Origin of the sequence: Niveispirillum sp. BGYR6, from assembly GCF_027568365.1 — a bacterium.
Taxonomy (GTDB): domain Bacteria; phylum Pseudomonadota; class Alphaproteobacteria; order Azospirillales; family Azospirillaceae; genus Niveispirillum.
The window spans coordinates 203,803-219,361 of record NZ_JANLNL010000004.1; the positions used below are offsets into that span (position 1 = coordinate 203,803).

The following is a 15,559-nucleotide window of genomic DNA, read 5'->3' on the forward strand; positions in this document are numbered from 1 at the left end:
CTGGCGGGCAAGGTAGTCCAGCCGATGCCATTCGCCAAGCCGGGGCCGGGCAGCCATGAAAAAAGCCGCCGGCTGGGGGGCCGGCGGCATAGGTGCATTTCGATGACAGAAGGATTGGAAATCAAGCCGCCCGCAGCGAGGCAATGGCGCGGGAGACGCTTTCGCTCAGTGCCGTGGTTTCCTGACCCAGCGTCTGGGAAGAGGTCAGCACCTCGTCGCTGGACCGGTGGGTGGTGTTAGCGATTTCCTGCAGGCCACCGACATTTTCCGCCACCACGGCCGTCCCCTGGGAAGCGAGCTGGACATTGCGGGCGATTTCGCGGGTCGCCGCATCCTGTTCCTCCACCGCGGCGGCGATGGCGGCGGAGACTTCCGTAATGTCGCTCACCAGCTGCTGGATGGCGGTGATGGCCTGCACGGCGGCGCGGGTGGCGGACTGCATTCCATTGATCTGGCTGCTGATTTCCTCCGTCGCTTTGGCGGTCTGGTTGGCCAGGCTCTTCACCTCCGACGCCACCACGGTGAAGCCCTTGCCGGCTTCCCCGGCGCGCGCCGCCTCGATGGTGGCGTTCAGCGCCAGCAGGTTGGTCTGGCTGGCAATGTCGGAGATCAACCGCACGATGGAACCGATCTTGTCGCCCTGACCCTGCAATTGTTCCATCTGGCGGGTGCTTTCATCCACCCGCTGGCGGGCATTGCTGGCCATGCTGGCGGCGTGGTTCACCTGCGTGCTGATTTCCTGGAACGATGCGGACAGTTCTTCCGCGGCACTGGCGACGGCCTGCACATTGCCATTGGCGTCGCCCACGGCCCGGTCCACCACGCTGGTGCGCTGCTGGCCCAGCTGGGCCTGACGCGACAGGTCGCGGGCATTGGATTCCAGGTGCCGGGCGGCCGTGTTCAGCTTTTCCACCAGCGAATGCACGCTGTTTTCCAGCCCATCGGCGATGCGCTGCGAGGCGGCGCGCTTCTCGGCCTCCGCCCGTTTTTCCGATTCCGCCTGTTCCATCGCCAGCCGGTCGCGGTCGATCAGGCTGGCGCGGAAGACACTCAACGCCTTGACGATGGCACCCAGCTCATCCTTACGGGCCAGCGACTCCAGATTGGCAGTGGTATTGCCGCCCGCCAGCGTCGCCGTCGCCGACGAGATGCGTTCGATGGAACCGCGCAGCGCGCGGACGATGAAAAAGGAGATGGCGGCCACCAGCAGAACCACCAGACCCACCGTGATGGCGGAATTGCGCTGGGTGCCTTCCGCACTGGCCGTCATTTGCTTCATGGCGCTGTTGGCGGCATCACGCTGGCTGACCGACAATTTGCCTAGCCGGTCCAGCACGGTACCCAAATTGCTGCGCAGCGGGTCCAGGAAGGAGATAGCGGATTGCGCATCAATCGCCAGCATTTCCTTCACGAACTGGATCGGTTGCCCGAACTTGTCAATATCCTGGGCCACGGCGGCCAGTTCAGTCTTGACCGGCCCATCCGGCAGGCCCTGCTGCACCTTGGTGATGGCGGCCTTTGCCTTGTCCATGCGGGCGGTAACGCCATCCAGCATGGTGGCGGATTTCTTGGCGTCACCGCCTGCCATGGCGGCGGCCAGGGCGTAGTAAATTTCCTGCACCGCCCCGTTCAACTCGCTGGAGGCGCCCAGCAATTCGGCAGCCGTCTGAAAGCGCACCTCGGTGACTTCCTGGCTGGTATCAATGAACTCCCCCATCGTGCGATGGGAGGTGATGGCCATGGCCACCAGCGCCAGCAGACCCAGCACAGGCGCGGCGAACAGCTTGAAAGCCATTGGAATGTCATCGAAACGCATGGCGCGTCATTCCTTTCCCGATTATGGGACGGGCGCCGACAGGGGCCGGCACCCGCCCTTGGGGTCACTTTTCAGTGATCATCATTTTGAAGTTGGGGTCGAAATCGACACCCGCGGCACTGGCGGCAGCCTTGCTGACATAGATTGTCACCTTGGGCGTGGTCTCCACGGCGATGACGCAGGCGCCGGCATCCACACAGGCGACATCATTGCCAACGGTGACGGTACCCTTGCCATTGGCCTTCTTGGCTTCATCGGCCGAGGCCACGAAAACGGCGAAGGCACCGGCGGCACCGCCGGCATCACCGGCCGCCACGCTGGCCGCTGAAAGGGCCGACTGCACGGCGGCCACCGGGGCGGCCCCGGCGGTCACCACCACCTTGGCACCGGCCGAGGCCTTGGGCGTGACGAAGCCCAGCGCCTTGGCGGCGATGGTCACTTGCTTGGCATCCATCTCAGCCCCGCTGGCCGGCCATGCCGCCAGCAGCCCGACCGTCAGGACCGCCATGATCTTCTGCGTGTTCATTGGCCTTTTCCTTGGTCAGAGCTTGTAGGAAGCGGTGGCCCAGACGCGGCGTTCCGCCTTGGGCGCTTGGGTCAGCTGCGTCTCGCTGCGCAACAGGTCGGCACCGGACAGGGAGAGGCGCAGGTCCGGCGTGACCTGATAACCAACGCTGGCCTGGGCCATCAGGCCGGGTTTGATCTCGAAGAGTTTGGTGCCCGCCGCCGTTTCAAAATAACGCGCTGTCTTGCTCTGCCAGCGCAGGGACAGGTCGGTGGTCCATGGCCCGGCATCCCAGCCCAGATTGGCCTTCAGCGTGTTACGGGCGTTGGACTTCTCATAATTCTGGCCGATCAGGAAATTGGCGATCTTGATATCGTCGTTGGTGTCCATCCACATCCAGGACAGGTTCCAACGGAACGCTTCCACCCGCCCCTGCAGCTCCGCTTCCAGGTTCCAGGACTTGGTGGAACCCAGATTGTCCCCCAGCAGGAATGTGGGGTAGCCGTTGATCAGCTTCGCGCCGGCAACATTGATGAACCGCAGATCCTTGGTCTCCTGGTGGGAGATGGACAGCCGGCCGAACCCGTTGATACCATCAATGGCATGGCGCCAGCCGACCTCGTAGCTGGTGGTGATGCTGGGATCGACATTGGGATTGCCGGCAATGATGAACTGACCAGGTGATGGCTTGGATACCGACGTGTTGGACAATTCGATCAGATTGGGGGCACCCACCCCCCGGCCGGTGCTGATCAGCAGGCTGTCATTCGGCGTTACCCGCCAGACAAGGCCGCCATTATAGGAGAAACTGTCAAAGCTGCGGTCGTAATCGGCCTCCGTGAAGGGATAGGGGCGTGCACCTTCATGCAGAAGGGCCGTGTGATCCCAGCGTACGGCGGCGGTCAGGCTGATATCCGCTGATGCCTGCCAGTCGAACATGGTTGCCAGAGCATAATTCCGGTAACCGGTCGTGATGCCCTTAACCGGCCAGCTTTCGATCGTGTTTTCGCGGAATTCCCCGGCGATGCGGCTGGTGAGACTATCTGTCAGTTTTATCAGGTCCTGGACCTGGGCAATCGTTGTGGCGCTTTCAATCGCGACCGAATTGGTCGTGTATGACCCATTTGATTCAAGATTGGAGCGGTAGATGCTCCCTTCCAGCAGACCGATCCCCGTATTGGCTTTGACATTGCCTTTGAACGAGTAGGTTTTATAACTAGCCATTTCAATACCCCCGTTGGGGCCGACAGAAAATTCGCTTTGCCGCGTCCAGGCGGTTTCAAACCCAACCTGCATATCGGGATTGACTTGGAAAAGGCTGTCCAGGGACGCGGTGCGTCTCTGGCCGTCCTTATCGTAGAAGCGTTTTGTCAGTGGCGTCCGGCTGCTATCGAAGGGATCAGCGCTCCAGCCACCGGCTGAAACGCGGACACCGCCCCAATTGCCAAACTTCAGCGTCTTGAAGGCGTTGATCTCGCGGAAATTCTGCGTGCCAAAGCTGATATCGGCGGCACCGGCATTATCATAAAGCGGATTATAGGTGACGATATTGATCACGCCGGAGACGGCGTTGAAGCCGAACAGGGCTGATTGTGGACCCTTCACCACCTCAATCTGCCGGATTTCCGAGAGCTGCACAGGGATGGAAGACCAAAAGGTGATGCCATAGAAATCCTGGTAGACCTGACGGCCATTCACCAGCACCAGCAGCTTGGGATTGCGCCCCTGGTCATAGCCGCGCACGCCCACGTCGGTCGCCGTGCTGCCCCATCGCAGCACGTCGATGCCGACCACCCGGTTCAACACGTCGGGCAGGCTGCGCGCGCCGGATTTGGTGATCTCCTCGGCGGTGACGATGGTCATGGCCGCCGGCACTTCGCTGGCGCGCTGCGGCTTGCCGGTGGCCGAGGTGGTCACCGGCTCCCCGAACAGATCCTGCAAGGAGCCATAATCCATCGATTGCGCCATGGCGGCCTGCGCCAGGGTGATGCTGGCCGCTGCCAGAAGCGCCGAACGGGCGAGGTTGAAGGGTTTTGACTTGTATTTCATGCGGCTCCCCATTGATGCACCTTATAGCAGCTATCGGTGCGCTGATTTTCCTTAAGGCTTTGGCGAAAAATAAAGAAAACTGGTGGGTATTACTACGTATGCTGATGGATATAAGGTTTCAGATGGAAACCAATTTTTCCAATTTTCGATCTTAATACTTAGGTAATATTTAGGTATTTTCTTGCATAGGCATGGATTTTTTACCGGTAGCGGGGCGTTTATGGCCTGTTTCTTTTATCAACCCGCTTTCCGTCCCCCTGCCCGCCAGGTGGCCGGAGGTTGCAGGGGAGCAGACTGTTGGGGGCTGCGCACTGGCGGTTGGCACCGCCCGCGCGCCTCCCCTTGATCACTTTTCCGTGATCATCATTTTGAAATTGGGGTCGAAATCGACACCAGCAGCACTGGCGGCAGCCTTGCTGACATAGATCGTCACCTTGGGCGTCGTTTCCACGGCGATGACGCATGCGCCGGCATCCACACAGGCGACATCATTGCCAACGGTGACGGTACCCTTGCCATTGGCCTTCTTGGCTTCATCGGCCGAGGCCACGAAAACGGCGAAGGCACCGGCGGCACCGCCGGCATCACCGGCCGCCACGCTGGCCGCTGAAAGGGCCGACTGCACGGCGGCCACCGGGGCGGCCCCGGCGGTCACCACCACCTTGGCACCGGCCGAGGCCTTGGGCGTGACGAAGCCCAGCGCCTTGGCGGCGATGGTCACTTGCTTGGCATCCATCTCAGCCCCGCTGGCCGGCCATGCCGCCAGCAGCCCGACCGCGAGGAACGCCATGATCTTCTGCGTGTTCATTGGCTTTTTCCTTAGTCAGAGCTTGTAGGAAGCGGTAGCCCAGACGCGGCGTTCTGCCTTGGGGGCTGGGCTCAGCTGCGTCTCGCTCCGCAACAGGTCGGCACCGGACAGGGAGAGGCGCAGATCGGGCGTGACCTGATAGCCCACGCTGGCCTGGGCCATCAGACCGGGTTTGATCTCGAAGAGTTTGGTGCCTGAGCCATCATTGAAGTAACGATAGGTCTTGCTTTGCCAGCGCAGGGACAGCTCGGTATTCCACGGCCCGGAATCCCAGCCCAGATTGGCCTTCAGCGTGTTACGGGCGTTGGACTTCTCATAATTCTGGCTGATCAGGACAGCGGCGATCTTGATATCGTCATTGGTGTCCATCCACATCCAGGACAGGTTCCAGCGGAACATGTCCATCCGTCCCTGCAGCTCCGCTTCCAGGTTCCAGGCCTTGCTGGAACCCAGATTGTCACCCAGCAGGAAGGTGGGGTAGCCATTAATCAGCTTGACGCTGCCTATATTAATGAAGCGCAGATCCTTGGTCTCCTGGTGGGAGACTGCAAGGCGGCCAAACCCGTTGATACCGTCAATCGTGTGGCGCCAGCCGATCTCGTAACTGGTGGTGATGCTGGGGTCGACGTTGGGATTACCGGAAATGATAAACTGACCCGCTGCCGGCTTGGGTACCGACCTGTTCGACAATTCAATCAAATTGGGAGCACCCACACCCCGTCCGGTGCTGATCAGCAGGCTGTCCTGCGGCGTCACCCGCCAGACAATCCCTCCATTATAGGAGAAACTGTCAAAGCTGCGGTCATAATCCGCCTCCGTGAAGGGATAAGGGTGTGCACCTTTGTGCAGAAGGGTGGTGTGATCCCAGCGCGCGGCGGCGGTCAGGCTGATATTCGCTGATGCCTGCCAATCGAACATGGTTGCCAGGGCATAGTTCTTGTAACCGGTCGTGATGCCCCTAACCGGCCAGCTCTCGATCGAGTTTTCGCGGAATTCCCCGGCGATGCGGCTGGTCAGAGTATCCGTCAGTTTTACCAGATCCTGCACCTGTGCAATTGTTGTATCGCTTTCTATATTGGATGAAGAGGTCACGGTGTGGGGTCTTGTCTTAAGGTTTGAGCGGTAGACGCTCCCTTCCAGCAGGCCAATCCCTGTATTGGCCTTGATATTGCCTTTGAGTGAATAGATCTTGTAGGAGGTCTTTGACGCTCCTCCGGCAGGGTTGATAGAGAATTCGCTATGATGCCCCCAGGTGGTTTCAAACCCGACCTGTGTATCGGGATTGACCTGGAACAAGCTGTCCAGGGAGGCGGTGCGTCTCTGGCCGTCCTTGTCGTAGAAGCGGTTCAGCAGCGGGGTTCGGCTGCTACCAAAGGGATCGACGGTCCATCCGCCGGCTGCCACCCGAACGCCGCCCCAATTGCCAAATTTCAGCGTCTTGAAGGCGTTGATTTCCCTGAAGTTCTGGGTCCCGAACGTAATATCGGCAGCACCGGCATTATCATAAAGCGGATTATAGGTGACGATATTGATGACGCCGGAGACGGCGTTGAAGCCGAACAGGGCCGATTGTGGGCCCTTCACCACCTCAATCTGGCGGATTTCCGACAGTTGCACGGGGATGGAGGACCATAAGGTAAAGCCATAATAATCCTGATAGACCTGTCGGCCATTCAACAGCACCAGCAGCTTGGGATTGCCGCCCTGGTTATAGCCACGTACGCCGACGTCGGTCGACGTGCTGCTCCATTGCTGCACGTCGATGCCGACCACCCGGTTCAACACATCGGGCAGGCTGCGCGCACCGGACTTGGTGATCTCGTCAGCCGTTATAATACTCATGGCCGCCGGTACTTCGCTGGCACGCTGCGGCTTGCCGGTGGCCGACGTGGTCACCGGTTCCCCGAACAGATCCTGCAAGGAGCCATAATCCATCGACTGCGCCATGGCACCCTGTGCCAGGGCCATGCTGGTTGCTGCCGCCAGAATCAGCCTGGATGGCGTGATCGTTGCCATTTTCATGAAGTTCCCCACATCCACTGGCCGGCCCGGCGCTCAATATTTTTGAGCGCGGGCGGGTTATTCTTGGTGGTAGAACTATGGCAGGTCGGGTTTTTAATTATAGTTATGCAGAAGGATAGAGAATTTTCTTTTAAGAAATGTTTAGAAATGTATTCTTTTGGATATTCTTGAAATAATAAAATATTGGTCGGGTTATTTTCCATCTGTTTATCGGCGACCCCTATCCTTTATCGACTGGATAAAGGCTGGACAAACTGCACCCGCGTTCTAGGTGCCTGTGGGTCGGTTCGGTTTGATTAACGCAGCGGGGACGGTATGTCGGCACCCATCATTATCATCGGCGCCACCGGCGGGGTGGGGGCAGCCCTGGCGCGGCAACTGGCCGACCAAGGCCGCCCCTTGCACCTGATTGGCCGGGATACGGCGCGCACCGCCGATCTGGCCGCCACCCTGGGCGCCAGCCATGCTATCGCCGATGTGCGGGAGGAAGCGGCGCTGGCCGCTGCCGTGGCATCCGCAGATCAGGGTGATGGTCTTGCCGGCTTGGCCTATTGCGTCGGCTCCATCACCATCAAGCCATTGAAGGCGTTGAAGAATGATGATTTCCTGGCCGCCTTTCACCTGAACCTGCTGGGGGCTGTCACCGCCCTGCGCGCGGCGGAAAAGGGGTTGAAGGCGGCCAAGGGATCGGTGGTGCTGTTCTCCACCGTGGCGGTGGAGCAGGGCTTTCCCAACCATACCGCCATTGCCACGGCCAAGGGGGCGGTGGCGGCCCTTGGCCGGTCGCTGGCGGCGGAATGGGCCCCGCATGTGCGGGTGAATGTCATTGCGCCCTCACTGACCCGAACCCCCTTGGCGGCCCCCCTGCTGGCGTCGGAACAACTGGCGCAGGGAATTGCCGCCATGCACCCGATCCCCCGGCTGGGGGAGGCGGCGGACCAGGCCGCCGCTGCTGCCTTTCTGTTGTCCGATGCGGCGGGATGGATCACCGGGCAGGTGCTGGGTGTTGATGGCGGGCGGGGTGCCTTGCGCACCAAGGGTTGAGATACGGAGGGCGTGACATGCCGATGATCCATCGCCGATCGCTGCTGCTGGGCATGGCCTGTGCCGGGCTGGCCGGGCGGGGGGCCTTTGCCTTCACCCTTCCGCCCAGCGACAGCCTTGCCTTCAGCGTTTTCCGTCAGGGCGACATTCCCATGGGCTATCATCGGCTGCGCTTTTCCCGGCAGGGCGACGATCTGATCATGGAAAAGCAGATCTTGCTGGAGGTGAAGCTGGCCTTCATCAATGCCTATCGCTATCAGCACCATAACCGGGAGGTCTGGCGCGACGGCCGGCTGATCGCCATCGATACGCAAACCAATGATGATGGCGACCGCTATGCGGTGACCGGCCGCGCCACAGAGGCGGGGCTGGAGATTGACAGCAGCGCCCATGGCCGCGTGATCGCCCCCGCCGCCATCATCCCCACCAGTTACTGGAACAGTGCCATCACCGGCGCCACGCAATTGCTGGATACCCAGCGCGGCCTGATCATGGATGTGGCGATGCAGGATTTGGGGCCCGAGCCGCCCCCTGGCGGCAGCCCCCCATCCGCCCGCCACCACCGCATCAATATCCAGACCAACAAGCCCGGCAGCACCGACAAGATCGACCTCTGGTATGATGATACCGGGGCTTGGGTCGGGCTGGCATTCGAAGCCAAGGGCCAGAACATCCATTATGTGCTGGACGGCCCCGGTGGTGCCAGCCCCGTCCCCATGGTCACCGATGAGGCCAGCAGCACCGGGGGCCGGTCTTGAGCGCTGGCGGCACCTTGCGGCTGGTGCTGGGCGACCAGCTTTCCCACAACCTGCCCAGCCTGCGCGGCGTGGACCGGACCTGCGATGTGGTGCTGCTGGCGGAGGTGATGGGGGAGGCGACCTATGTGCCCCATCACCCGCAGAAAATCGCCTTCCTGTTCAGCGCCATGCGCCATTTCGCCGAAGAATTGCGCGCCACTGGCGTGGCGGTGGATTATGCGGCGCTGGAGGATGCGGGCAACACCGGCAGCCTGGATGGGGAGTTGCGCCGCGCCATCGACCGGCACCAGCCGGCGCGCGTGGAACTGACCTTTCCCGGTGAATGGCGGGTCTGGAAACAGATGCGGGAATGGCAGCGCACCCTGCCCATCCCGGTGGAGGTGCGGGAGGATGACCGGTTCTTCTGCTCCATTTCCCGGTTCCGCACCCATGCCAAGGGCCGCCGCCAGATGCGGATGGAGTTCTTTTACCGGGAGATGCGGCGCGACCATGGCGTGCTGCTGACCCAGGAGGGGGAGCCGGAAGGCGGCCAGTGGAATTTTGATGCGGAAAACCGCAAGCGCCTGCCCAAGGGGCTGGTACCGCCCCCGCCGTTCCAGGTGGAGCCGGATGCCATCACGGCAGAGGTGCTGGCCCTGGTCGCCCGCCGCTTCGGCCAGCATTTCGGCAGCCTGGAAGGGTTTGCCTATGCGGTCACGGCGGCGGATGCCGCCCGCGCGCTCGACCATTTCATCCGCCATGGTCTGGCGGATTTCGGCGACTATCAGGATGCCATGGCGATGGGGCAGGATACGTTGTTCCATTCCATCCTGTCGCCTTACCTGAATGCCGGCCTGCTGGACCCGCGCGCCGCCGTTGCGGCGGCAGAGGCAGCCTATCGCCAGGGCAAGGCGCCCTTGAACGCGGTGGAAGGCTTCATCCGCCAGATCTTGGGCTGGCGGGAATATGTGCGCGGCATTTACTGGCTGAACATGCCGGAATATGCCAACGGCAACGCGCTCTCCGCCCACCGGCCCTTGCCGGGTTTCTACTGGACGGGGGAGACGGATTTGAACTGTCTGGCCCAGGTGATCGACCAGACACGGCGCACGGCCTATGCCCACCATATCCAGCGCCTGATGGTGACGGGCAATTTCGCCCTGCTGCTGGGGGTGGAACCGGCTGAGATTGAGGCTTGGTATTTGGCGGTTTACCTCGATGCTTATGAATGGGTGGAACTGCCCAATGTGCATGGCATGGTGATGTTCGCCGATGGCGGCTATCTGGCCAGCAAGCCCTATGCGGCCAGCGGCAAATATATCGACCGCATGTCAGATTATTGCCGCCGCTGCCGGTACGATGTGAAACTGACGGAAGGGCCGGACGCCTGCCCTTTCAACTATCTCTATTGGAATTTCATCGCGGAGAATGAGGGGGCGTTGCGCGGCAACCCCCGGATGGCGATGATGTATAAGGGCCTGGACCGGATGAGCGAGGCGAAGCGCGCGGCGGTGCAGCGGGATGCGGCGCGATTTATCGGAGCCTTGACCCCTGTTTACACAAAGGAACCGGCATGACGAATCCCTTTACCCCCACGCCCGCCGATGGTTTCGCCTGGGTCACCGGTGCTTCCAGCGGGATCGGGGAATATGTGGCGCTGGCGCTGGCGGCGGAGGGGTGGACGGTGCTGGCGTCGGCGCGGCGGGTGGATGCCTTGCAGGATGTCGCGGCACGCAGCCGCGGGCCAGGGCGGATCATTCCGCTGCCGCTGGATGTGACCGACCTGCAGAGCGTGCGGGCGGCGGTGGCCGGGGCCTTGGCCACCCATGGGCCGATGGCGCTGGCCATCCTGAATGCCGGCACCTACAAGCCCGACGGGGCCAGGGGGCTGGATGCCGGGGATTTCGCCCGCACCGTCGATATTAACCTGATGGGCACGGTCAATGGCCTGGATGCCCTGCTGCCCGGCATGATCGGGCGGGGCAGGGGGCATATCGTCATTGTCTCCTCCGTGGCGGGCTATCGCGGCTTGCCGCGTTCGCTCTCCTATGGCGCCACCAAGGCGGCGCTGATCAATATGGCGGAAAGCCTGAAGATGGATGTGGAGCGTTATGGGCTGAAAACCCAACTGGTTTGCCCCGGCTTCATCAAAACCCCGCTGACCGACAAGAATGATTTCCCCATGCCTTTCCTGATGCCGGTGGAAAAGGCGGCGGCCCGGCTGGTGGCGGCGCTGAAGGGCGATGGGTTCCAGATCACCTTTCCCCGGCGCTTCACCTGGGGCCTGCTGCTGTTGCGCCGGCTGCCTGATGCGCTGTATTTCCTGTTGGCCCGGCGCACCTTGCGGTAAGATCACCATCAAACGGGCGTTGGGCCTGAACAAGGGTGGGATGGGTTGCAACAGCCATGAATGGCAGGGTTCCGGTGGATCAGGCGCTTAACGCCTATTTGCGTTTCTATCAGGAACTGCGCCCGGAAACCGTGTCGCGGCTGGACCGGCTGGCCGTGCCGGACGTGCATTTCAAAGACCCGTTCAATGATTTCCGCTCCCGCGACCGGATGAAGCAGGTTTTCACCAGCATGTTCCACAAGCTGGAACAGCCGCGTTTCATCATCCGCGATCATGCGATTTCCCAGCAGATGACCTATCTGCGCTGGGGTTTCAGCTTCCGCACCCCCAGCACCCCCCGGCCGACGACGATTGAGGGCATGTCGGAGGTGAAGTTCGACATGGCGGGGCAGGTGACCTCCCATATCGACCATTGGGATGCCGCCGAACAATTCTATGAGCGGCTGCCCGTGCTGGGCTGGGTGCTGCGCCAGATCAAGGCCCGCATGGCCGATTAGGGCTTGCGGGAAGCGGGTTCCTGCCGTAACCCGCTGGCGCAGGAAATACCGGCCCAGCCGCGGGGGGAAACAGCCATGAGCATCGCCATCGTCCGTACCGTTGCCGACCTGCGCGCCCAGGTGGCGCAATGGCACCGTGAGGGGCTGCGCGTGGCCCTGGTGCCCACCATGGGGGCCCTGCATGATGGGCACCTGACGCTGGTGCGCCGGGGGCGGGAACTGGCCGACCGGGTGGTGGCCAGCGTCTTCGTCAACCCCACCCAGTTCGGCCCGAATGAGGATTTCGCCCGCTATCCACGGGACGAGGCGGGCGACGCCGCCAAGCTGGCCAGTGCCGGCTGTGACCTGCTGTTCGCGCCGACGGTGGAGGTGATGTATCCCACCGGCTTTGCCACCAGCATCGATGTCGGCCCCATCGCCACCCGCTGGGAAGGGGCCTTCCGCCCCGGCCATTTCCAGGGCGTGGCCACGGTGGTCACCAAGCTGCTGTCCCAGGCCCAGGCTGATGTCGCCTGTTTCGGGGAAAAGGATTTCCAGCAACTGGCGGTGATCCGCCAGTTGGTGCGCGATCTGGATTTGCCGGTGGTGATCGAAGGCGTGCCCACGGTGCGGGAAGCGGATGGTTTGGCGCTTTCCTCCCGCAACGCCTATCTGTCGGCTGAACAGCGGCAGGTGGCGGGGCAGTTGAACCAGGTTCTGCGCCAGACCATCGCCGCCGTGCGGACCCGCCCGGATACGGTGGAAGCCGCCTGTCAGCAGGCCGAGGCGGCGCTGCTGGCGGCGGGGTTTGCGGCGGTGGATTATCTGGCAATGGTGGATGCCGCCACGCTGGAACCGCTGGCCACGCTGGGCAGCGCGCCTGCCCGCATCATCTGCACCGTCCGGATTGGCGGGGTGCGGCTGCTGGATAATATGCCGGTCGCCTGATCGGGGTGGGGTGCCGTTCTGGCACCCCTATCCTTACTTACCACACGCCTGTGTTCGCCATGCTGGCCCAGGGTTCCTGCTTGGGCAGGGCCCCACCCTTCTGCAGCAGCTCGATCGAGATATTGTCTGGCGAGCGGATGAAGGCCATGTAGCCGTCGCGCGGCGGGCGGTTGATGGTGACGCCCTTGTCCAGCAGCGCCTGACAGGTGGCGTAGATATCGTCCACCTGAAAGGCCAGATGGCCGAAATTGCGCCCGCCGGTATAGACTTCCGGATCCCAGTTATAGGTCAGCTCAATCTCGGCCTGCGGGTTCTCATCCGCGCCCAGATAGACCAGGGTGAAGCGCCCGGCCTGGTTTTCCATCCGCCGGGTTTCCTTCAGCCCCAGCTTGTTGCAATAGAAATCCAGCGACTGTTCCAGATCGGTCACGCGGACCATGGTGTGAAGATATTTCATGGTTTCCAGTCCGTTGCGGGGGAGTGATGCCGGCAAAGATAGGCGCTGCCCCGCCCGCTGCCCAGCCCCGGCATGGCAGATACCGTCTGAACGTACAGCGTCGGCTGATCATTGCCCCATTGCATTGCAATATTTTTCATGCTGGCATGGTCCCCAACCAAAACGGGTAACTAAATAAGTTAAGGCCGGACATATCCGGCGGGAAACGGGCATGACCAGCGACCCGATTGCACAGGTATGGATTTTGGTGGCGGCCGGGCTGGTCTTCATGATGCAGCTTGGGTTCTGCCTGCTGGAGGTCGGGTTTGTCCGGGCCAAGAACAGCATCAATGTCGCCATCAAGAATGTGATGGATTTCTGTATTTCCGGCTTCTTGTTCTGGCTGTTCGGCTATGCCCTGATGTTCGGGCCCAGCCTGGGCGGGTTGATCGGGCTGGGGCCGCTGATGCCGGAACATACCGGCCGGCCGGATATGCTGGTCTTTCTGCTGTTTCAGATGATGTTCTGCGGCACCGCCACCACCATCGTGTCGGGGGCGGTGGCCGAACGCATGGGTTATGGCTCCTATATCCTTGTCTCTGCCCTGCTGTCGGCCGTGATCTATCCGATCTTTGGCCATTGGGCCTGGGGCGGCATGGTCGGGCCGGATAGTCAGGGCTGGCTGTCGGCGCTGGGCTTCATTGATTTTGCCGGCTCCACCGTGGTGCATTCGGTGGGCGGCTGGGCGGCGCTGGCGGCGGTGCTGGTGATCGGCCCGCGCGCCGGGCGGTTTGATCCCGGCGTGCGGGGCATGGGCGGCAACAGCCTGACCATGGCCGCCGCCGGGGTGCTGGTGCTGTGGTTCGGCTGGCTGGGCTTCAATGGCGGCAGTGTGCTGGGGGAGGTGTCCAAGGCACCCGGCGTGATGCTGAATACCATGGTGGCCGGCTGTGCCGGTGGGCTGGCCGGGCATTTCATCGCCCTGGCCATGCTGCGCCGCGCCACGGTGGAACATTTCCTGAATGGTATCCTGGGCGGGCTGGTGGCCGTCACGGCCGGCGCCCTGGTGCTGGGCACGGCGTCGGCGGCGCTGGTGGGGGCGACCGGCGGGGTGATGGTGCTGATCGGGCAGAAGGTGCTGGACCATTTCCGCATCGATGATGCGGTGGGGGCCGTGCCGGTGCATCTGTTCGCCGGCGTCTGGGGCACCCTGTGCGTGGCCCTGTTCGGTGATGTCAGCCTGTTCGGCACCGGGCTGGACCGCTGGCAGCAATTGCAGGCCCAGGCCACCGGTGTGCTGGCCTGTGGTGGCTTTGCCTTTGGCAGCAGCTATGGGCTGCTGCGGCTGATCGACATGGTTTTCCCGCTGCGCATCGATGCCGAATCGGAACGGCTGGGCCTGAACATCGCCGAACATGGCGCCACCTCGCCCATGATGGATCTGGCCGCCGAGATGGAGCGCCACCGGCTGGAAGGCAAGTTCGACCGGCCCGTGCATGTGGAGCCGCAATCGGATGTGGAACTGATCGCCGCGCAATATAACCGGGTGATCGACCGGGTGACGTCGGAGATTCAGCGCCACGAACTGCTGCTGGATGAGCTGGGCCGCGCCAAGGTGGAGGCAGAGAATTCCAACCTGGCCAAATCCCAGTTCCTGGCCACCATGAGTCATGAGCTGCGCACGCCGCTGAATGCCGTCATCGGCTTTTCCCACCTGATCGCCGATCAGGCCTATGGGCCGATTGACGGGCGTTATGTCGAACATGCGCGCGATATCAATGATGGCGGCAAGCATCTGCTGGCGCTGGTCAATGATGTGCTGGATTTCTCCCGGCTGGAGGCGGGGAAATTCCAACTGAATGAACAGCCGCTGGATTTGCGCCGCGTGCTGCATGGCGTCCACCGGCTGATGCTGCCGCTCGCCGAAAGCAGCAGCCTTGATCTGCGGCTGGAGGTGCCGGAGGGGCTGCCCTCCATGCTGGCCGATGAACGGGCGGTGCGGCAGATTTTGATCAATCTGGTCGGCAATGCGGTGAAATTCACCCCCGCCGGCGGGCGGGTCAGGATTGGTGCCATGCTGGAACCCGACCGCCGGCTTTGCATCAACGTTTCCGATACAGGGATCGGCATGGACCCGCAATCGGTGCCCAAGGCGCTGGAACCCTTCACCCAGTTGGAAGGCGGGCTGGCCAAGGGGCATGGCGGCTCCGGCCTGGGCCTGTCGCTGGTGAATGCCCTGGTGCGGCTGCATGACGGAACCCTGGTCATCCAGACGGCACGCTGCCAGGGCACCAGCATCGCCATCCGCTTCCCCATCGCCCGCACGCTGGACCTGCCAGTGGCAGAGGGGCGGCGGGTGGCGGGGTAA

13 protein-coding genes are annotated in these 15,559 nt (G+C 62.3%); 7 read left to right on the forward strand and 6 right to left on the reverse strand.

The genetic code is table 11. The annotated features are described in order from the left end of the window. Window positions 1–121 precede the first annotated feature (121 nt). The 5 genes from PCJ49_RS11510 to PCJ49_RS11530 form a co-directional block, all read right to left on the reverse strand. A complete protein-coding gene (locus tag PCJ49_RS11510; protein WP_269911058.1) occupies window positions 122–1,816 on the reverse strand; it encodes a methyl-accepting chemotaxis protein in 1,695 nt (564 codons plus the stop codon). A gap of 64 nt (window positions 1,817–1,880) precedes the next feature. Beyond that, window positions 1,881–2,342: a hypothetical protein gene (locus PCJ49_RS11515; RefSeq protein WP_269911059.1), complete on the reverse strand. Its 462-nt coding sequence runs from the start codon at window positions 2,340–2,342 to the stop codon at window positions 1,881–1,883. Window positions 2,343–2,357: 15 nt separating this feature from the next. Further along, window positions 2,358–4,370: a TonB-dependent receptor gene (locus PCJ49_RS11520; protein WP_269911060.1), complete on the reverse strand. Its 2,013-nt coding sequence runs from the start codon at window positions 4,368–4,370 to the stop codon at window positions 2,358–2,360. 346 nt (window positions 4,371–4,716) lie between these two features. Next, window positions 4,717–5,178: a hypothetical protein gene (locus tag PCJ49_RS11525; RefSeq protein ID WP_269911061.1), complete on the reverse strand. Its 462-nt coding sequence runs from the start codon at window positions 5,176–5,178 to the stop codon at window positions 4,717–4,719. A 15-nt stretch (window positions 5,179–5,193) separates the two neighbouring features. Further along, complete coding sequence (locus PCJ49_RS11530) at window positions 5,194–7,194, reverse strand: TonB-dependent receptor (protein ID WP_269911062.1); 2,001 nt, start codon at window positions 7,192–7,194, stop codon at window positions 5,194–5,196. Window positions 7,195–7,515: 321 nt separating this feature from the next. On the opposite strand from PCJ49_RS11530, the gene PCJ49_RS11535 reads away from it, so the two are divergent. The 6 genes from PCJ49_RS11535 (at window position 7,516) to panC (ending at window position 12,755) form a co-directional block, all read left to right on the forward strand. Then, window positions 7,516–8,244 carry an SDR family oxidoreductase gene (locus PCJ49_RS11535; RefSeq protein ID WP_269911063.1) on the forward strand — a complete coding sequence of 243 codons (729 nt, stop codon included), beginning with the start codon at window positions 7,516–7,518 and terminating at the stop codon, window positions 8,242–8,244. A 17-nt stretch (window positions 8,245–8,261) separates the two neighbouring features. Then, window positions 8,262–9,002: a DUF6134 family protein gene (locus PCJ49_RS11540; RefSeq protein WP_269911064.1), complete on the forward strand. Its 741-nt coding sequence runs from the start codon at window positions 8,262–8,264 to the stop codon at window positions 9,000–9,002. Continuing rightward, a complete protein-coding gene (locus PCJ49_RS11545) occupies window positions 8,999–10,558 on the forward strand; it encodes a cryptochrome/photolyase family protein (RefSeq protein WP_269911065.1) in 1,560 nt (519 codons plus the stop codon). The genes PCJ49_RS11540 and PCJ49_RS11545 overlap by 4 nt, the downstream gene beginning before the upstream one ends. Then, window positions 10,555–11,331: an SDR family NAD(P)-dependent oxidoreductase gene (locus PCJ49_RS11550; protein ID WP_269911066.1), complete on the forward strand. Its 777-nt coding sequence runs from the start codon at window positions 10,555–10,557 to the stop codon at window positions 11,329–11,331. Before PCJ49_RS11545 ends, PCJ49_RS11550 begins: the two co-directional genes overlap by 4 nt. Before the next feature lie 56 nt (window positions 11,332–11,387). After that, on the forward strand, window positions 11,388–11,828 hold the full coding sequence (locus PCJ49_RS11555; protein ID WP_269911067.1) for a nuclear transport factor 2 family protein: 441 nt from the start codon (window positions 11,388–11,390) through the stop codon (window positions 11,826–11,828). Between the two features lie 75 nt (window positions 11,829–11,903). Then, on the forward strand, window positions 11,904–12,755 hold the full coding sequence (panC, locus tag PCJ49_RS11560; RefSeq protein WP_269911068.1) for a pantoate--beta-alanine ligase: 852 nt from the start codon (window positions 11,904–11,906) through the stop codon (window positions 12,753–12,755). Between the two features lie 37 nt (window positions 12,756–12,792). Here panC and PCJ49_RS11565 read toward each other — a convergent pair whose 3' ends face one another. Beyond that, entirely contained in the window at window positions 12,793–13,212 is a 420-nt protein-coding gene (locus PCJ49_RS11565; protein ID WP_269911069.1) for a VOC family protein, read from the reverse strand. A 211-nt stretch (window positions 13,213–13,423) separates the two neighbouring features. Between PCJ49_RS11565 and amt the strand changes: the two genes are divergently transcribed. Continuing rightward, a complete protein-coding gene (gene amt / locus PCJ49_RS11570) occupies window positions 13,424–15,559 on the forward strand; it encodes an ammonium transporter (RefSeq protein WP_269911070.1) in 2,136 nt (711 codons plus the stop codon).